Below are 17,718 nucleotides of genomic sequence, written 5' to 3' on the forward strand. Positions count from 1 at the left end.
CGCGGCCTGCGCCGGGGCCACGTACTTGCGGATCGTCTTACGATCCACGCCCAGGCTGGCCGCGATCTCGTTCTGCGACCGACCCGCGTGCCAGTGCACGAGGATCTCAGTGATGTCAACCACGTCGAAACTTCTCCTTGCCATCGGCTCCCCGTCTCTGCCGCATGCAGTCAAGGGGAGACAGTTCCTGTTCGTGATGGCCAGATCCCTCACGACACGCACCCCGTCCCCATGGGGAAATACGTGATCGCGGTGGGGAATTACGTGATCGTCACACCCTCACACCTGGGGAATTACGTGATCGTCGACAACGATCCAGATCCCCCACCGTTCTAACCAGCGCGGGAAGACGCGGGACAAACAAACACGTCGACAGGCTCGAGAACCCCTACAGAGAAGGGGATCGAGCCTGCCGGCATGCGCGTTCCGACCAGATCTGGAGCAGGTGGCACGCCTGCCCGACCGATTAAGAGGTCCGCAAATAGTGCTGGGGCCATCGGCGTTTTGGTGGCCGGTCATCCCGCGTTCGGCTAACCACCTTGCGGGCGGGTTGTCGAGGGCGTCGGCCATCAGCGGGGAGTCGCGACGGTTCGCCGCGGCGAGCACGCGGCCGAGGGGCATGCCGTAACCATCAACCAGGCTTGAGCGTTTCATGCCTTGCTTGAGCGTTTCATGCCTTGCTTGCCTCGGTCGACCGCTGAGCGGTCTGAGCATTGTCCGCCTCCAGGTTTCTTGGTGGTGCATCCGTCGACGGCCAGATCGCTCAGCCTCAGCCCGACCACGCGGTCGTAGGCAGCCAAGGCCAGTTGTTTGAGCTTTCCGAAGACGCCGAGCTTGATCCACTCATCGCGGCGGTTGCGGATCGTTGAAGCCGAGCAGGTGGTGTCCGCGACCGCCTCATAAGAGCAGCCCAGCCGCAGCACCATCAGCAGCTTGTCGAACACGATCCGATCGGCGATCCGCCGCCTGTGAACCCTGAGGGTATGGAACGGGTCAAAACTCGGGCTGGGCTGGAAGCGAGCGCCGAACTGGTCGAACAGAGTGGTGTACCGCGAAGACCAGTACCGGCCCTGCCAACGCGCGCAGGACCAATACCCCACCCACGGGACTTGACCAGCGAGTGCTCCGCGGATATCCGCTGTCCTGCCGCGCCCATTCCTCGTTAGGCTCGCCGCATGGACCGCCGCCACCTCGGACCCCCACCAGTTGTGTGCGCGGCGTTCGGCGCATCCGGACCTGCGCGCCTTCTGCCCGGCGGCAGCGGTCAGACCTGGCAGGTCGGAGATCTGATCCTGAAACCGGGTGCCGACTCCCGTTCAGGTCCCTGGATTGCCCAGCTCTTCACCCAGCTCTCAGCACTGAGCAATCCCGCGTTCCGCGTGCCTCGACCACAAGCAGCCACAGACGGTTCATGGATCGTGGAGGGCTGGGAAGCATGGGCCTTCGTCGAAGGCGAAGCCGATCCAGTACGCCAATGGCCAGCCCTCGTCGCTGCCAGCCGCGCCTTTCACGCTCAGCTCACTTCGGTCCCTCGCCCTGAGTGGTTGGATACGATCAGCGATCCGAACGCGTGGACCATCGCTGACCGCGTCGCCTGGGGAGAGGCGAGCGTGGAGATCGCGCCCGAACTCCAGCGGCTCTTCGACTCACTCACCGCAGCCCTGCAGCCGATCGATCTTCCCAGCCAACTGATACACGGCGATCTCGCTGGCAATGTGCTGTTCGCCGATCGCCAGCCACCCGCGCTGATCGATTTCTCGCCGTACTGGCGTCCGGCCGGCTATGCACTCGCGATCGCGGCAGTAGACCTCCTGGTGTGGTCTGGCGCCGCGCCGACCATTCTCGATCAGCTCACGGATGACCAACACCTGGACCAACTGCTCATCCGCGCGCTGATCTATCGGCTCGTCACCGAATCTCTGCGGCGCTCCGATCCGGCGTCCCTGCGCGCCGTACGCACCGCCAACGAACCCGTCGTAGAACTACTGCTCTCCCGTCTGTCCGGTAGTCCCCTCCCCACCGCGTACCTGAACGACGACGATCTCGCCGAGCACGTCTCCAGCGTCCTCGAGCGGCCCGTGGCCCGCCTGGTCGAACTCCCCCGGGATTCCGGCGGCCACACCAATGCAATTCGACGCCTCGCTTATCTGGACGATGCGGCTCCTGTCTTCGTCAAAACAGCCGGTCCCGGTGGCCATCGCCAGCTGCAAGCCGAGCTTGACGCGTACGACGCCCTGGATGGAACGCCGTTCCTTCCAAGGGTTGTCGGGAGCTGTCGTGAGCCGATGCCCCTGCTGGTCTTGGAGCACCTAACCGAGCAAGGCTGGATCCGAACCTGGACTCGCGACCTCATCGCCATCGTCCGAGACCTCCTGAACGAGATCCATGACCGGCAAGCGCCCGCGCGCCTTCCCCGCTTGCAGGATCCCCCAGCAGATCTGAACCCCTGGGACGTCCTCGCTTCCGACCCCACCCGACTCCTGCGACTCCAGCTCTGCCAGGACGACTGGCTCCAGGACCACCTTGCGGTTCTTCGTTCGGCGGCGGCCACCGCACCCCTCGAGGGTGATCGTCTGGTTCATCTCGATGTGCATGCCGGCAATATCTGGCACCACGGCGGCCGCACGGTCATCGCTGACTGGGCCGCGGCCTCGGCCGGCAATCCGTGGTTCGACCATCACGCGTGGCTGGTCGCGCTGCACGCCGAAGGCGGCCCCACACCCGAAGGCCTGCAGGGCCCCGACGCCGCGAGTCACGCCGCACTGCTCGCTGGTCAGCAGGCGCTGCTCGCACCAGCTCGCGATTCCAAGCCCGAGTTGTTCACCCAACGCAGGCGCCGGGGCGCCGCCGCGCTGGCCTGGGCCGCCCGGCTCCTCCAGCTCCCCGCACCGCGCTGAGCCCGGCCCGATCCGGATGGCCAATCAGAGGGCCCTTGACGATCAGACCGTCGCAACACTACTTTCGAAACATGCCTTTCGACGATGCCCAGTCAGGAGACCGGATACTCCGCGACCCGAGAGCGATGCGAGCGATGGCCCATCCAGTACGCCTCCAGCTGCTGGAGATCCTGCGCCAGGAAGGGAGTCTGACCGCGACCGAGCTCGGCGAGCGGATCGGTGAGAGCCCGGCGAACACGTCGTTCCACCTGCGTACGTTGGCGAAGTACGGCTTCATCGAGGAAGCCGAAGGCGGCAAGGGACGGTCCAGACCCTGGCGCAGCATCTCCGGCGGACTCGCGATCCACGAGGAGGATCTGGACGGCGAGGCGCGTCGCGCGGCGCAGGTGGTGAGCGCCGGCCTGAGGAACCTGGTGTTCCGCCGGATCGAACGCTGGGTGGCCGAATCCGCCAGTTACACGAAGAAGTGGCGGAGCGCCGGCTTCGAAATGGAGTTCCAGACTCGGATGACCGCTGACGAACTCGCCGAGGTGAGTGAGCAGATCATGGCCGTCCTCGCGCCGTACCGCCGGCCGGCGGGCGAAGCCCCCAAAGGTGCGAAGCGGGTCACGATCGCCACGTGGGGATTCCCGAGCGACCCGCCCGACCGTCGCGATCAGAGCGCCGACCGAGGTCGTGGCGCCCCTCACGGTAGCGGTGGTGCTCGCGATCGCGGTCGCGACGCCGATCGGACGCGCGCTCCCCGGCGTCCACGATGATCAGCCCACAGAAGGACCCCGCGAAGATTCGCCGGTCGGCGCACAGCCTCGCGTTCCTGCGCGCCATTCCGCTGGTCGCCGAAGCCGGCCGTGGAGCGTTCCTTGGAGTGATTGGCCTGTTCGCGATCACCGGGGTGGGCACTGCCGGGTTGCTGGTGATCGGCAACGCACTCCTGCAGGAACTCATCGCCCAAGGCGACAAGGCGGCATTGACACCTCGGCTCGGCTGGCTGGTCGCGGCGGCGATCGGCATTGCCGGCATCGTGTCGTTCGCCAGCGCGGCGGGTGCGGGCATGCACCGACTGCTCGCCGAGCGGACCGTACGCCACTGCAGCGAGATCGTCCTACGGCTCGCGGCGCACGTGCCGCTACGGGAGTTCGACTCCCCCGACTTCCATGACCGCCTCGAGCGCGCTACGCGCAACGGCACCCACAGTCCGTTGATGGTGGCCATGGCCGTACCGCAACTCCTCGGCGCGATCGTCGGCGGCGCGGGCATCGCCATGGGTCTTGCGGTGGTGAGCCCGTGGCTGGTGCCGATCACCCTGGTGGCCAGCATTCCCCTGTGGCTGATCGGACGGGCCAACAGCGAGGAGATGTACTCCTTCAGCTTCGGCAACACACCGGGCGATCGCGCCCGCGCGCACCTGGAGCGGATCGTGCATGGCCGCCAGTCCGCGCCCGAGGTCCGCGCGTTCCGGCTCGCGTCGTACCTCCTCAACCGCTGGTCGACGCTGTACGACGAGCGGATCGACGGTATCCGCGCACTGATCCGGAGGTTCGTTCGCCGTTCTCTCATAGGCAGTCTGGTCGGAGCGCTTGTCCTTGGCGTGGTGCTGTTCCTGGTGTATTTCTTCGTACGCCGTGGCGACCTCACGCTCGGATCCGCGGCCACCGGCTGTGTCGCTGTCCTCCTCCTCGCCAACCGCTCTCAGCAGGCCGCCACGAGCCTCGCGCAGACCATGGAGCATGGGCTCTACCTGGAGGAGTTCGTTGGACTCCGCGCCGCGGCCGAGCAGGCACGGCCCCACCGCACGGTCGAGGTGAAACCGTTCAGCACGTTGTCGGTTGTCAACGTCTCCTTTACGTACGCCTCCCAGCCGACCAAGGCTCTTGACCAGATCAGCTTCAAGATCCGTGCCGGCGAGGTGATCGCGATCGTCGGCCACAACGGTTCCGGCAAGACCACCCTCGCCAAACTGCTGTGTGGGTTGTACGAACCCACCGATGGCAGCGTGCGCTGGGACGGCGAGCCGGTCTCCGATCTGACCAGCGACGGTGGCCTCTCGCAGGTCGGGCCGGTGTTCCAGGACTTCGGACGCTATTGGTTCTCCGCGGCCGACAACATCGGCGTCGGCGACGTGGACCGGATCGCCGACCGGAAGGCGATCGAGGACGCGGCGCACCGGGCGGGTGCGGCGGACTTTCTGCGGCGGCTGCCGGATGGGTTCGACACCCCGCTTGGCGTCGAGGTCGAGGGCGGCACCGATCTGTCCGGCGGCCAGTGGCAGCGGGTGGCGATCGCACGCGTGTTGTTCCGTGCTGCGTCGTTCATCGTGCTGGACGAACCCACAGCCGCTCTGGACGCCGAGGCCGAAGCCGCGTTGTTCGACACGATCCAGGGTCTGCGTACCGGCCGCACCGTCGTCCTCATCTCCCACCGCTTCTCGACCGTACGCTCAGCCGACCGGATCCTCGTTCTCCACGAAGGCCGGCTGGTGGAGCACGGTAGTCACGAGGAGCTCATGGCGCTCGACGGCCGCTACGCCCGGATGTATCAGCTGCAGTCCCGGGCGTACGCCGGCCCGAGATTGTGAAAACTGCGGGGGCCCAGAGCACCCCGGAATCTCCACAATCTTCTGGCCAGCGAGGGCTGGAACGAGTGTCAGTCCGTATCTCCCGCTGCCGGGCGACGAAGTGTCAGCGACTGGAAGCGAATCCCGTCCTCCTCCACGACCTGGAAGTCCACGATCTCGAAAGCCTGGCGGGCGTACTGCTGAATCTGCTCGTCGGTGCGCCAGGAGAAGAACCGCGGCGGATTGTGCTGATCGACCTCGACCCGCCCCTCCCCTTCCTGTCCGCCGTAGACACCAAGGAAGAACAATCCGCCCGGCCGCAGCACTTCCCGGATCGCCCGCAGGACCGCTGGGAGATCGGCGTTCGGTACGTGGAGCAGGCAGTTCAGCGCATACGCAGCGTCGAAGGAACCCGGAGGAAAGTCCAGGCTCAAGAAGTCGACCACCCTGGCGTCGAGGCCCTTCTCCCGGCAGCGCTCGACCATCGACGGCGAGAGGTCAGTCGCGACCACCTCGAGCCCGTTCTCCTGAAAGAAGAGGCTGTCCTGGCCAGTGCCAGCGCCGACCTCCAGCAGCCGACCGCATTTCTCTGCTCGAAGTCGGTCGAGAAAGGTCGCGCGCTCCCTGACCTTCCACGGCGACTTTTCCCACTGGTCCCGCGCCGCGGCGCCGCCGTCGTAGGCCGTACGAAGGCTGCCGAGGACCTGCTCGTACCGAATCGTCATGGCCGGCGAGGCTACTCCCGCGCACCGACAGCGCGGTGCGAGATGTGGTTCATGCTGGTCGGCCAGCGAGACCGAGCAGCGCGAGAACGCGGTCGGCGCATTCGTCCGGCGTCGCGTTCGAGGTGTCGACGGTCGCGGCGTACTCCATTCCGTCGTGGATGTCCTGCGCCTGCCGGGCCGCCCAACCCGCCGGACGGACCTCAGGACGGGCAACCTCCCGGTGGTTCAGGGCTGCGAGGGACGCACGGACCCCGACCAGACGTAGGTCGAACGGACCGAACACCTGCAGGCAGGCGTCCCGCAGCTCGCGATCTTCGTACGGCAGCGACCCGTCCACGATCAGCGGAAAGCCCGCCTGCGCCCACACCGCGATCGACCGATGGAACGCCAGCACCGCGTCCGCCCGCGTCAGGCCAAGGCGATCCCAACTGCCTGTCTGTGCGGGCATCGCCGGAAACGCGCGGTCCGCCTCAACATGCATCACTGGGACCGCACACCTGTCCAGCAGCGCCCGGGCCAGCGTTGTCTTGCCCGAGGATGACGGACCCGACAGCAGGATCACCAACGTACGTACGGATGACGGCATCGGCTCCTCCTCCTAGCGGCGCGGGCCTGCCTCCCTGCCAGCCTCGACGCCGATGTAGCCGTTGGTGGCCCCAAGAGTAGAAGGTGATGCGACCGAACCATCGGCCAGCTTGAGAACCGCCGCGACATGGATCAGATTGCCCACTTCGGGATCCCATCGCGTGAGGCCCACCTGAACGTCGTACGCGACGTGGAACCCGCTGGGCGTGCCGGCCGCGCGCGGCGGCGGCAGGTCCACCGCCCAGGCGTTGAACTGATCTTCAACCCGACGCGGAGTCAGGGCGTTCCACGTCCGCGTACCAACCTCGCGGTACCGCACCCGGAGCCAGTCCGCACGCGGCGGGTTCGTAATGGTGAGCTCCACGTGCAACGGCGGATAGTCAGCGCTGGTGGAGTTCTCGAAACTCACCGGGATCTCCACCGAACCCGGCGCTCTCATCCCGTCCGGCACCCGCAGCTGGATCGCCGGGAGATTGACGTGGAGCAGTCGGCGCACCTGCCCGAGGTTGGCGTCCCGGCCGCGAGCGTCGAGATTCACAAGAGCCAGGGACATAAGGGGATTGGCTCCCCAGCGCGTGGCGCCAAAGCCCAGCCGGATCCGCAGCCGATATTCGCGTGAGAAATTGTACGGCATATTGAAGCCACTCGTGATCGACCCCGCGACCTCGCCGTCGGTGCCGGTTTCCACCAGCGTCACCGGATGCCACGCGCCATCGCGGAAGACCTCAAGCCTTGTTTCCTTGGCGTACACGCCGTCGATCGTGAGGTCGAGCCGGTTGTGGATGTACGCCCGACCGGTGGTGTTGTCGACGTACGCCGGGAACTCCACCGGCGCCTGGCCAGGTGTCACCCGGTGAGGCAACCGGAGGTTGACAGGCGTTCCCTTGGACGGGTTGAGTGCGAACTCGAGTCCGCGCGCGACGCTGAGGAACTCCCGCCCCTTCCCGCCCGGCACCCGCAGGCTGGCCCCGCCTCCGAAGCTCACCTCGCCCGCGCTGGTTGCGAAGTCCGCCGGCAGGCTGACCCGCAGGTCGAACGTCCTGGTCTGCCGGGGCGCGAAGGCGACCGGAATAGCTGCGCTCTCGAGCAACTCGGGTTCTTCCGGGTCGTTCCAGCTCATCGCGAGCCGCTTCCAGGTCGAACCATCGAGGTATTCGAGCCTCAGGTCCTCGGGCTTACCTCCCCAGGCGTAGGAAAAGGCGAGCCGCCCATCACGGAAGCTTCGCCCGGAAGGGTTCGCGACCACCAACTGGAACCTCGCGGCTCCTCCGCCCGGGGTGATCTCGCAGTCGACGGCGTTCGCGCTGACGATCTTCGGTGAGCCTTGGCGAGGCGGCGGGCTTTCGGGGGTGCTGCGGGGCCGGCAGTCGAGGTTGGCCGGATCGGCGGCCGCCGGAGTCCTGGACGCGGGCGTGGCGGGCGTGGTGGGCGTCCCCGCAGGAGTCGCCGAGGTGGTGCCTCCCCGGGTGCTGTCCGATCCCGGCCCGGCACCTCCGCAGGCGCCGAGCACAACGAACACCGCCGTCATAAGGACAACTGAAACCGAGCGCCGCAAGCGGCCAGGGCGTCGAGGCATGGGTCTTCTCCGTCCGAGTCCTGTACTACATACGCACAAGGGATTGGACGAGGTTGCCTCTGGAACTGTCGGGGTCCGATGCCCACCCGGCTTTGCCCGGCAGACGCGCTCTCGGTCTAGGCAGCGTGCGCGTACACGATGAGGTTCTGCTGGTAGCCGCCGTTGGAACGGACGTACGGACCGCTGCAGGTGATCAACCGGAGCGCCGGGCCACGCGTACGTCCCCAGATCTCCTTATAGGGCAAGGAATCCTTGTCGTGCTGTGCGAGTCGTTCGACCACGAACGTGTGCTCGGCTCCAGCCCGGTCGATGATCGTGACCTTGTCGCCGGCGGACAGCTCCTTCAGTCGCCAGAACACATCGGGCCCATGCTTGGAGTCGACATGCGCGGCGACGACCGCCGGGCCGGGCTCACCCGGTCGAGGGCCTTCGGTGTACCAGCCCGCCAGGTTGCGGTCGTACTCCGGCACCTCCATCGCTCCGTCAGGCTTCAGACCAAGCTCGATGAGATCGGCCTTCACACCGATCGCGGGGATCGAGAGCTTGGCTGGATCGGCGACCTTGGCGGCGTTCGGCGTGGGGCGCGCGACCTTGGTCGCGGAGGGCGACGCTGATGGTGAGCTGGTCGCCTCCTGCCGTGGCGCTGGCGTTTTGGTCGTCGTTGCCGTGGAGCCACCACAGCCGGCCACGAGAACGGCGGAAAGTACGACGATGAGCCAGCGGAACCGGCGGGTCATGTTCGAGAAGGCCTTTCCAGCATCGAAGATCCGGGCGAGGCGTCGACCACCCGCCTCGCCCGACGGGCACATCAGGCAGCGGTGCCGCCACCACCGGTGTCGATGCGGGTGGGCAGCTTCACATCCGGCGTGGTCCGCGTCGGCGGCTGCTCGCCACCACCGGCCGGCGGGGCTGTCGGAGGCTCACCCTCCTCGCAGGCATCCTCGGGCACCTCGAACGGCCACCGCTCGTACTCGCCCTGCGGCTCCGTCACGAACTCGTAGGCCTGCCCACGGCTGACCTCGATACCAAGCTCCGGTCCGGTCCCCGACTCGACCGTCTCGCCCCCCGGAATGGTGACGATCTGCCACGGCCCGTCGTACAGAACGTCGATGACGGGCTGCTCCCCCTCGCAGACACCCTCGATCGGCCATTCCTCTTCCTCCGAGGCGACGGCGCTTCCGGCCAAGCCGGCGAACCCCAACGCGCAGGCGGCCAGCACCGCCGCGACTCTCCTCAGCAGCACAGCGATTCCCTCCCACTACAGATATGTGGTTCCGGCCCCACCCGGGCTTCGCCCGTCTGGGCCCACCCAACTAGGTGGTTCCAGCCCCACCTCACGGCCTCAGGTCCAGGGCCTGACGCTCGCCTTGATGAGCGCCGACGGGCATGATCGGTTGCATCCGGTGGATCGGCCAATAGAGGCCGCCGCTACCCGGGCCGCGAGAACGCTGGGAGAACACGATGGCGATGAACGGTAGCGAGCGGCCGACGTCCATCGCTCACCTCGACGCCGGTCCGGTCGAGTACCGTCTCGAACCCCGCGGCGAGGCTTCCGTCGTGGTCCTGCACGGTGGGCACAATCGTGCCGGCCTCGCGCTCGGCGAGGAGGTCTTCGCCGAGCACGGCTACACGGTCCTCGCGCCGTCCCGCCCCGGCTACGGCCGCACCCCACTGCGCACCGGCCGGACACCAGCCGGCTTCGCCGACGCCGTTCGCGAGTTGTGCGGGCGGCTCGACATCGACCGGGTAACCGCGGTGATGGGTGTCTCCGCCGGTGGCCGTACCGCGGTCACGCTGGCGGCTCGACACCCGGCGTTCGTGGAACGCCTCATCCTGGAGAGCGCCCTCAGCTTTCACCCCTGGCCCGACCGGCGGACCCGCATAGCGGCGCGGGTGGCGTTCAACGGCGTGACCGAGCGGGCGACCTGGGCCATGGTGCGCGCACTCCTGCGGGCCAACCCGACGCGTGGACTTCACCTGCTCCTGGGCGACCTCTCCACAAAACCGGCGGACCGCGTGGTCGCCGCTCTGAGCCCGGACCAGCGCGCCGCACTCGTCGGATTGTTCTCCCAGATGCGTTCAGGACAAGGCTTCCTGAACGACCTCCACGCAGCGCCCGACCTGACCTCGGACGTCTGTCAACCCACCCTTGTCATCGCGAGTCGGAACGACGGGGCGGTGGACTTCGCTCACGCCGAAGCCCTGGTCGCCGGCATCGACCGGGCCGAACTCGTGGTGAGCCAGGCGGACAGCCATCTCATCTGGTTCAGTGAGGACCATCCCGCGATCGTCGACAGGATCGGCCACTTCCTCAGAGCTTGAGAAATCCAGGTGGCCATTCGAGCGCGCACGGCGCGATCCGCGGCGGGAAGTTATGGGGTTCAGCGTCAACGTTACCCACGCCGCCTCGTATCCGGCAAGGGCTTTCCGCATTAAGCGAAAGGTGGTCGTCACGACACCCCGTAGGACCTAGGCTGTGCCCCCGGCGACGGGGAGGTCGGTCCAGTGGCGAACTTCGAACGGCTCTGGCTACGTCGACTCATGGGTTACTGCGGACGTTATCGCCGCGCGATCGTGCTCGGATTCGTTGGTTCCTTGGGCGCGAGCGCGCTGGCGGCGATCACCCCGTTGATCGTTCGCGAGGTCGTCGACAACGTCATCGTCGCCCACCGCGCACCCCTCACGCCGTGGCTGGCTCTCCTTGTCGCCGCCGGCATGCTCCGCCTGCTGCTCAGCATCCTGCGTCGGATCCAGGCGAACAAACTGGCGTACGGCGTCGAATACGAGTTACGCAGGGATCTCTTCGCGTCCCTTCAGCGCCTGGATGGACGCCAGCAGGACCGACTGCGGACCGGCCAGGTGGTCAGCCGGGCGATCTCCGACGTCGCGATGGTCGAACGCCTGCTGGAGAATGCCCCGCTCCTCGCGTCCAACCTCGTGCTGTTCCTGATGTCACTCGGCATCATGCTCGTTCTCTCGCCCCTTCTCACAATCGTCGCGCTGGTGATGGTTCCGGCACTCGCGTTGGTGGCACGGCGGGGCGCGCGGGTCCTCTTCCCGGCGTTCTGGGACTACTCCCAGCGTTCCGGGGACGTGGCCGGCGTGGTCGAGGCCGCGGTCACCGGCGTCCGCGTGGTGAAGGGTTTCGGGCAGGAGCAACGGGAGCAGGAGAAGCTCGAGTCCTCGCTGGGACAGCTGTACGCCGCCGGCCTGCGGCGTACCCGCCTGGCGAGCAGGTTCTTTCCGACTTTCAACGCGATCCCGGCTCTCGGTCAGGTCGGCGTCCTTGCCCTTGGTGGCTGGCTGGCCCTGCGCGCCGACATCACGCTCGGGACGTTCCTCGCGTTCGCCACCTACCTGGCTTCGATGATCGGCCCGGTCATGATGTTCGTCGGCAACTTCGCCTGGTGGCAGACGGCGAAGGCCGGACTGATCCGGCTGTACGACATCATCGACGCCCAATCGTCCATCACCGACCGCCCCGACGCGACTGACGTTCCCGTGGACGCGACGCGGATCGATCTGGACAACGTGACGTTCGGCTACGACCCCGACCATCCGGTGCTCCGCGACGTCTCGCTACGGATCGAGCCGGGCGAAACCCTTGCCCTGGTAGGCGGCGCGGGTTCAGGCAAGTCCACCGTCGCGCTGTTGCTGGCCCGTTTCTACGACCCGCTGAGCGGCACGGTCCGGTTGGGTGGGCGAGACCTCCGGGAGTTCCGGACGTCCTCGTTGCGTTCGCGGTTGGGAATGGTGTTCGAGGAGAGCTTCCTCTTCTCCGACACCGTTCGCTCCAACATCGCCTTCGGCCGGCCGGACGCCACCGACGACGACGTGGTGGCGGCGGCCCAGGCAGCCGAGGCCGACACCTTCATCCGTGCCCTGCCCGAGGGCTACGACACGGTCGTCGGCGAACGCGGCCTCACCCTGTCGGGAGGCCAGCGCCAACGGGTCGCGCTCGCCCGGGCCATCCTCGCGGATCCGAAGGTGCTCGTCCTCGACGACGCCACCTCCGCCGTCGACGCCGGCGTGGAGGCCGAGATCCATGCCACGCTGCGCCGGGTGATGCGGGGACGCACCACGCTTCTGATCGCGCATCGACGAAGCACACTGAGGCTCGCCGATCGGATCGCCGTCCTGCACAGAGGGCAGGTCGTCGATGTGGGTACGCACGACGAACTCCTCGCCCGGTGCCCGCGCTACCAGCTTCTGCTGTCGGGCCATGACAGCGAGATCGACGGAGTAGAAGAGCCTGACGACCTGGCCGCGACCACCGACCCGCGGCCGTCCGACGCCGGGGTGTCCCCGAAGCTGTGGAACACCCCACCTCCCGAAGAGGGCATGGGGATCTTCGGTGGAGGCTCCGGCCTACCAGCGGACCAGGCCGCGAAGGTCGCCGCACTGCCACCTGCTGACGACGTACCCTCGATCGAGATCACGGCTGCCCGTGCACCCGCGCCAGCCTTCACCCTCGGGCAGTTGTTCAAGCCATTCCGCTCCGCTCTCTCCCTCGTGCTCGCCTTGCTGATCCTCGACGCGGCGGCCCAGCTGGCCATTCCATGGCTCACCCGGGCCGGTATCGACCACGGGGTCAACCAGGACGACGCGCGGGCGCTGTTCACGTTCTCCGCGGTAGCCCTCTGCATTGTCCTGCTGGCCTGGCTCGTGCGCGGCGTCCAACAACTCGCGGTCGGCCGGGCCGGCGAGAGCATGGTGTTCTGGCTGCGGACGAAGATGTACGCCCAGCTGCATCGGCTCGGGCTCGACTATTACGAGCGCGAGCGCGGCGGGCATGTGATGACGCGGATGACGAGCGACATCGACGCGTTGACGTCGTTCGTCCAGTCGGGTCTTGGGCAGGCGGTAGTCGCGGGCATCTCCTTCTTCGGTGTCCTTGGTGTGATGGCCGCGCTCGACGTGGGGCTCACAGCCGCAGTGCTCCCGATGGTCCCGCCCTTCCTCGTGGCCGCCCTCCTCTACCGCAGGTACTCCACGAGGGCGTACGACGCGGCCCGGGAACGCCTCAGCGAGGTGAACGCGAACTTCCAGGAGAACGTCGCCGGTATCCGCGTCGCCCAGGCGTACGGCCGGGAAGCCCACAACCTTCAGGTGTTCAGCACCCTCAGCGCCGACTACCGCTCGGCGCGGATGCGGGCGCAGGTGCTCCTGGCGGTTTTCCTTTCCGTCGTTGAGCTCGCGAACGAGCTTGCCGTTGCCATCGTCCTCGGCGTGGGAGCCGGACTGGTCGCCGGCGGCAGCCTCACCGCCGGTGGGATCGTCGCGTTCACGCTGTATGTGACCATGCTGTTCGGGCCGCTCCAGCAGATGTCACAGGTGTTCGACGGCTACCAGCGGGCCAAGGTCGGCCTGCGCCGGATCACCGAACTCCTCCAGACACCGACCTCGACACCGGCGGCCAACTCACCGGCGGCAGTCCGGACGCTTTCCGGCGAGGTCGCGTTCGAGGAGGTGCGGTTCAGCTATGCGGCCGGGGAGGAGGAGGCGCTTCGCGGGGTCGACCTGCGGATCCAGCCCGGTGAGACTGTCGCCGTGGTCGGCGAAACTGGTGCCGGCAAGTCGACCATGATGAAACTGGTGGCGAGGTTCTATGATCCCACCGCCGGAGCGGTCCGCGCTGACGGAGCAGACCTGCGCACCCTCGACCTGGCGGGCTACCGCCAGCGGCTCGGCGTGGTGCCCCAGGAGGCCTACCTCTTCTCGGGCAGCGTTCGCGACGCGATCGCCTACGGCCGTCCCGACGCCACCGACTCCGAGGTCGAACGCGCCGCCCGGGCAGTCGGCGCGCACGAGATGATCGCGACGTTGAGGTACGGCTATCTCCATCCGGTCGGTGAGCGCGGGCACGGGCTCTCCGCCGGGCAACGCCAGCTGCTGGCCCTCGCCCGGGCCGAACTCGTCGATCCCGACATCCTCCTGCTCGACGAGGCCACCGCGGCCCTCGACCTCGCGACCGAGGCCGCCGTCATCCAGGCCACCGAACGACTGGCGGCCCGGCGTACCACCCTCGTCATCGCCCACCGGCTCACCACCGCCGCGCGGGCGGACCGGATCGTGGTCGTCGACGCCGGCCGCATCGTCGAGACCGGCACCCACGATTCGCTCCTCAGATCAGAGGGCCCCTACGCCCGCCTGTGGGCGGCCTTCGCCGGCGACGATACGACAGCCCGCACGCCGACGGAGGCCATGAAGGCGTGATCACGTACGTCTGTACGTCTTCATCAACGGGCTTCCGTGTGCGCAAGGATCGCGGGTACGACGACATCCCAGACCGCGGGTGGCGGCATCTCGTGACCCGTCTGCTCCAGCGGGATCAGCCGAGCACCAGGGATCTCGTTGGCGAGCGCGACGGCGTGGCCGTAGGGAAAGAGCGGGTCCTCGGTGCCGTGCAGCACCAGCGTCGGCGCGGTGACCGAACCCAGCCGCGACCTGACCGGCTCACCGCCCTTGAGGATCCAGTGGTTCTTCATGCTGGACTCGATGTTGCTGCTCCGGTCGACAACCTGGGTGGCGATCCTGCGCATCCGCTCCTCGTCAAACGCCGCCGAGGTCGCCGCGAAGGGACGCTGCCCGTCCACGACGTACTCGATCACCTGCTCCCGATCTGACCAGTCGGGGTCCGGCGAGGGTTCGGAGAACACCGCCAGGAGCTTCTCCGATATGGGCGGCAGATCGGGGTTGCTCGGCCCGCCCGGGCCGCCGGGGCTGGTCGAGATCAGTGTCAGTGAGGCGGCTCTCTCGGGATGCTCGACCCCGATGCGCTGCGCCATCCCGCCGCCCATCGAGATGCCGACCAGGTGGGCGCGGGCCAGGCCGAGAACGTCGAGGAGACCGAGCGCATCGGCCACCAGGTCGGGTTGGGTGTATCCAGGCGCGCCTGGCGGATAGCTGACCGAGCGGCCTGTGTCGCGAAGGTCGTACCGGATGACGAACCGTGGCCCGGCCGCGAGCCGCTCGCAGAACTCCTCCTCCCACCAGTCCATCGAGCTGGCCGCCCCGCCGATGAGGAGGATCCCGGGGTCGCTGGGATCACCGAAGGTCTCGACACACAGGTCGACACCATTGGCCCGCACCATCTTCTCGTTCATCACGCACGTAACTCCCTCACGCCTAGCTTCGGCACGCCTGCCGAGGGTTCCGCGGCTGACCACGCCGATGAGTGGGCGGCTGGCGTACCACCGCGTCAGTCGGGCAGCAGTGGCACCGACAACCCCGGATCGCGACCGAGGAGCACCGCCCGGGTCACCGCTCCTGACCCGAACCGCTCCCGCACGTCGTCGAGCACGGAGTCGAGCGCACCACCGCTCCGCCGATCGAACGGCAGCTCCAGCTGGACCGCACCTCCGTCGTCGAAGTTGCCGACCGCCACCCCGATCAGGGTGAGACCCTGGCGCTCGATCAGCGGCGCCGCCGTCGCCAGCAACGCGCGCACCGCGGCCAGGATCTCCTCGGTCTGCCCGGTCGCCCGGGTCAACGTATGAGACCGGGTAGCCCGCGAAAAATCATCGAAGCGCAGGCGGAGTACGACGGTGCGCCCAGCCCGGCCGGCCGCCCGCATCCGGCGCGTCACCCGGTCGACCAGTGCGATGACGATGGCGTCGAGTTCCTCAGGCGTACGGCGGGACCGGCCGAGCGCCCGCTGCGCCCCGATCGACCGCCGGCGCTGACCGACCCGCACCGGCCGGGGGTCCTGGTTGTGGGCGAGGGCGTGGAGGTGGCGGCCGGCGGCCCGACCAAGCCAGGAGATCAGCGTGGGCTCGGCCAGTTTGGCGACGTCGCCAACGGTGGTGATCCCCCGGTCGCGGAGCTTGCCGGACGTGACCCGCCCGACACCCCAGAGGCGTTCGACCGGCAGCGGGTGGAGGAAGTCGAGTTCGCCGTCTGGAGGGACCACCAGGAGTCCGTCCGGCTTGCCCACCCCACTCGCGACCTTGGCGAGGAACTTCGTCCTGGCCACCCCGACGGTGATGGGGAGGCCAACCTGCTCGAGGACGTCGCGCCGTAGCTGCTTCGCGATGTCGACGGGCGATCCGGCGATCCGCCACAGCCCCGCGACGTCGAGGAAAGCCTCGTCGATCGAGAGGCCCTCGACCAGCGGCGTCGTTCGCCGGAACACCTCGAACACCGCCTTGCTCGCCTCGGAGTACGCCTTCATCCGGGGGCCCACCACGATTGCCTGCGGACACAACCAGCGTGCCTGCGCTCCACCCATCGCGGTGCGCACGCCGAATGCCTTGGCCTCGTAGCTTGCCGCGAGCACCACCCCGGCCCCCACGATCACCGGGCGCCCGCGCAGGCGTGGATCGTCGCGCTGCTCGACCGACGCGTAGAAGGCGTCGAGATCGGCGTGGAGGATCGTCGCCTCAGTCCGCACGAACACATGTTCGCATAAGGCACTCTGAGGTGCCAGCCCTCATCGGCGACGGCACACGGAGGCCTCGGTGAACGGGGGCCGTTCCACCCACCCGCCGTGCGGCAACTCACCGGACACCTGGGTTGCCGCGGGTCGGGCGAGCGAGACCGCTGCCGGTCGGGCAAGTGGGGTGGAACCAGGGCGCGGGCCGTTATTCGGACATGTGGTACAAAAGGTTTTGACAGGTTGTAGTTCCACTACTACGGTCTGCTACTCGGCGGTCGGCGCTGTCGCTGACGACGGGTCGGGCGGGGACCTCCGGCCGCCCGGCCTCCTGAACCGCAGAAGGACCCACGCTTTCCGCGTCGGGGCCCAACCAACGAAGGGACAAGTGTGCCAAGCATGCAGAAGAGCGCTCGCAGGCTGATGCTCGTGCTCGCCACGACCGGCGCGGCTCTCGCCATGAGCATGGGGCCGGCTTCCGCCGACTCCGACGGCCTGTCCGAGACGACCCAGGACGCCTGGAACAACTGGGACGAGGGCGCCTGCCTGGTCGGCGAGGGTGCTGGCCAGATGGTGAGCGGCGCGTGGATCGGCGCTCCGTACAGCGCGCTGGACCTGCTCAAGGGTGGCGAGCGTCTGTCCGAGCCCACCCAGGACGCCTGGAAGAACTGGGACGAGGGTGCCGGCAAGCTCGGCCAGGGTGCTGGCCAGATGGTGAGCGGCGCGTGGATCGGCGTTCCGTACAGCATCCTCGACTTCGCCAAGGACGCCACCGGCGCCGAGGTCGCCCTGCCTGCGGGGATGACCATCGAGGAGTGGAACGCCCTCACCCCCACCCAGAAGGAAGAGCTCGGCTACACCTGCGGCGAGTGACATCCAGCCGCACGAGCTGAGACGACGAGGGCCTGCGGCCCGAGTCATGGTCGTGGTCGTCCCGGGTCCCCCGATTGGGGCCCGGGACGACTTCGTCTGCGGAGACGGCTAAAAGGTCGTTCAGGAACAGGCTC

At 67.8% G+C, this 17,718-nt stretch carries 13 protein-coding genes and 1 pseudogene; 6 read left to right on the top strand and 8 right to left on the bottom strand.

Annotated features, from left to right (window positions below; all coding sequences use genetic code 11):
- Positions 1–552 precede the first annotated feature (552 nt).
- Positions 553–1,040 (bottom strand): annotated as a pseudogene (locus B141_RS0125875) (transposase family protein); the annotation flags it as partial.
- A 135-nt stretch (positions 1,041–1,175) separates the two neighbouring features.
- On the opposite strand from B141_RS0125875, the gene B141_RS46095 reads away from it, so the two are divergent.
- The 3 genes from B141_RS46095 to B141_RS0125890 all read left to right on the top strand — a co-directional run bounded on the left by B141_RS46095 (position 1,176) and on the right by B141_RS0125890 (position 5,472).
- Positions 1,176–2,897: a hypothetical protein gene (locus B141_RS46095; RefSeq protein WP_157181279.1), complete on the top strand. Its 1,722-nt coding sequence runs from the start codon at positions 1,176–1,178 to the stop codon at positions 2,895–2,897.
- A 71-nt stretch (positions 2,898–2,968) separates the two neighbouring features.
- Positions 2,969–3,655 (top strand): helix-turn-helix domain-containing protein, encoded by a 687-nt coding sequence (locus tag B141_RS42770; RefSeq protein ID WP_084678519.1) that lies wholly within the window; start codon positions 2,969–2,971, stop codon positions 3,653–3,655.
- Complete coding sequence (locus B141_RS0125890; RefSeq protein WP_020578097.1) at positions 3,652–5,472, top strand: ABC transporter ATP-binding protein; 1,821 nt, start codon at positions 3,652–3,654, stop codon at positions 5,470–5,472. The genes B141_RS42770 and B141_RS0125890 overlap by 4 nt, the downstream gene beginning before the upstream one ends.
- A 68-nt stretch (positions 5,473–5,540) precedes the next feature.
- Here B141_RS0125890 and B141_RS0125895 read toward each other — a convergent pair whose 3' ends face one another.
- The 5 genes from B141_RS0125895 to B141_RS0125915 all read right to left on the bottom strand — a co-directional run bounded on the left by B141_RS0125895 (position 5,541) and on the right by B141_RS0125915 (position 9,580).
- Positions 5,541–6,176, bottom strand: coding sequence for a class I SAM-dependent methyltransferase (locus B141_RS0125895; protein ID WP_020578098.1), 636 nt, complete (start codon positions 6,174–6,176; stop codon positions 5,541–5,543).
- Positions 6,177–6,225: 49 nt separating this feature from the next.
- On the bottom strand, positions 6,226–6,762 hold the full coding sequence (locus B141_RS42775; protein ID WP_020578099.1) for a phosphotransferase-like protein: 537 nt from the start codon (positions 6,760–6,762) through the stop codon (positions 6,226–6,228).
- 12 nt (positions 6,763–6,774) lie between these two features.
- A complete protein-coding gene (locus B141_RS0125905) occupies positions 6,775–8,289 on the bottom strand; it encodes a hypothetical protein (RefSeq protein WP_020578100.1) in 1,515 nt (504 codons plus the stop codon).
- 164 nt (positions 8,290–8,453) lie between these two features.
- Positions 8,454–9,074, bottom strand: a complete 621-nt coding sequence (locus tag B141_RS0125910) for a class F sortase (RefSeq protein ID WP_026257588.1) — start codon at positions 9,072–9,074, stop codon at positions 8,454–8,456.
- A gap of 71 nt (positions 9,075–9,145) precedes the next feature.
- A complete protein-coding gene (locus B141_RS0125915) occupies positions 9,146–9,580 on the bottom strand; it encodes a hypothetical protein (protein WP_157181280.1) in 435 nt (144 codons plus the stop codon).
- A gap of 218 nt (positions 9,581–9,798) precedes the next feature.
- Between B141_RS0125915 and B141_RS0125920 the strand changes: the two genes are divergently transcribed.
- On the top strand, positions 9,799–10,659 hold the full coding sequence (locus tag B141_RS0125920; RefSeq protein ID WP_157181281.1) for an alpha/beta fold hydrolase: 861 nt from the start codon (positions 9,799–9,801) through the stop codon (positions 10,657–10,659).
- A gap of 183 nt (positions 10,660–10,842) precedes the next feature.
- Positions 10,843–14,553, top strand: coding sequence for an ABC transporter ATP-binding protein (locus B141_RS0125925; RefSeq protein WP_020578104.1), 3,711 nt, complete (start codon positions 10,843–10,845; stop codon positions 14,551–14,553).
- Between the two features lie 23 nt (positions 14,554–14,576).
- Here B141_RS0125925 and B141_RS0125930 read toward each other — a convergent pair whose 3' ends face one another.
- Both B141_RS0125930 and dinB read right to left on the bottom strand, forming a co-directional pair.
- A complete protein-coding gene (locus B141_RS0125930; protein ID WP_020578105.1) occupies positions 14,577–15,443 on the bottom strand; it encodes an alpha/beta fold hydrolase in 867 nt (288 codons plus the stop codon).
- 95 nt (positions 15,444–15,538) lie between these two features.
- Positions 15,539–16,729, bottom strand: a complete 1,191-nt coding sequence (gene dinB / locus B141_RS0125935) for a DNA polymerase IV (protein ID WP_237742807.1) — start codon at positions 16,727–16,729, stop codon at positions 15,539–15,541.
- Positions 16,730–17,110: 381 nt separating this feature from the next.
- Here dinB and B141_RS0125940 point away from each other — a divergent pair, with 381 nt between their 5' ends.
- Positions 17,111–17,584, top strand: coding sequence for a hypothetical protein (locus B141_RS0125940; protein WP_020578107.1), 474 nt, complete (start codon positions 17,111–17,113; stop codon positions 17,582–17,584).
- The last annotated feature ends 134 nt before the right edge of the window (positions 17,585–17,718 follow it).

Source organism: Actinopolymorpha alba DSM 45243 (assembly GCF_000373925.1).
In the GTDB taxonomy this organism is placed as follows: domain Bacteria; phylum Actinomycetota; class Actinomycetes; order Propionibacteriales; family Actinopolymorphaceae; genus Actinopolymorpha; species Actinopolymorpha alba.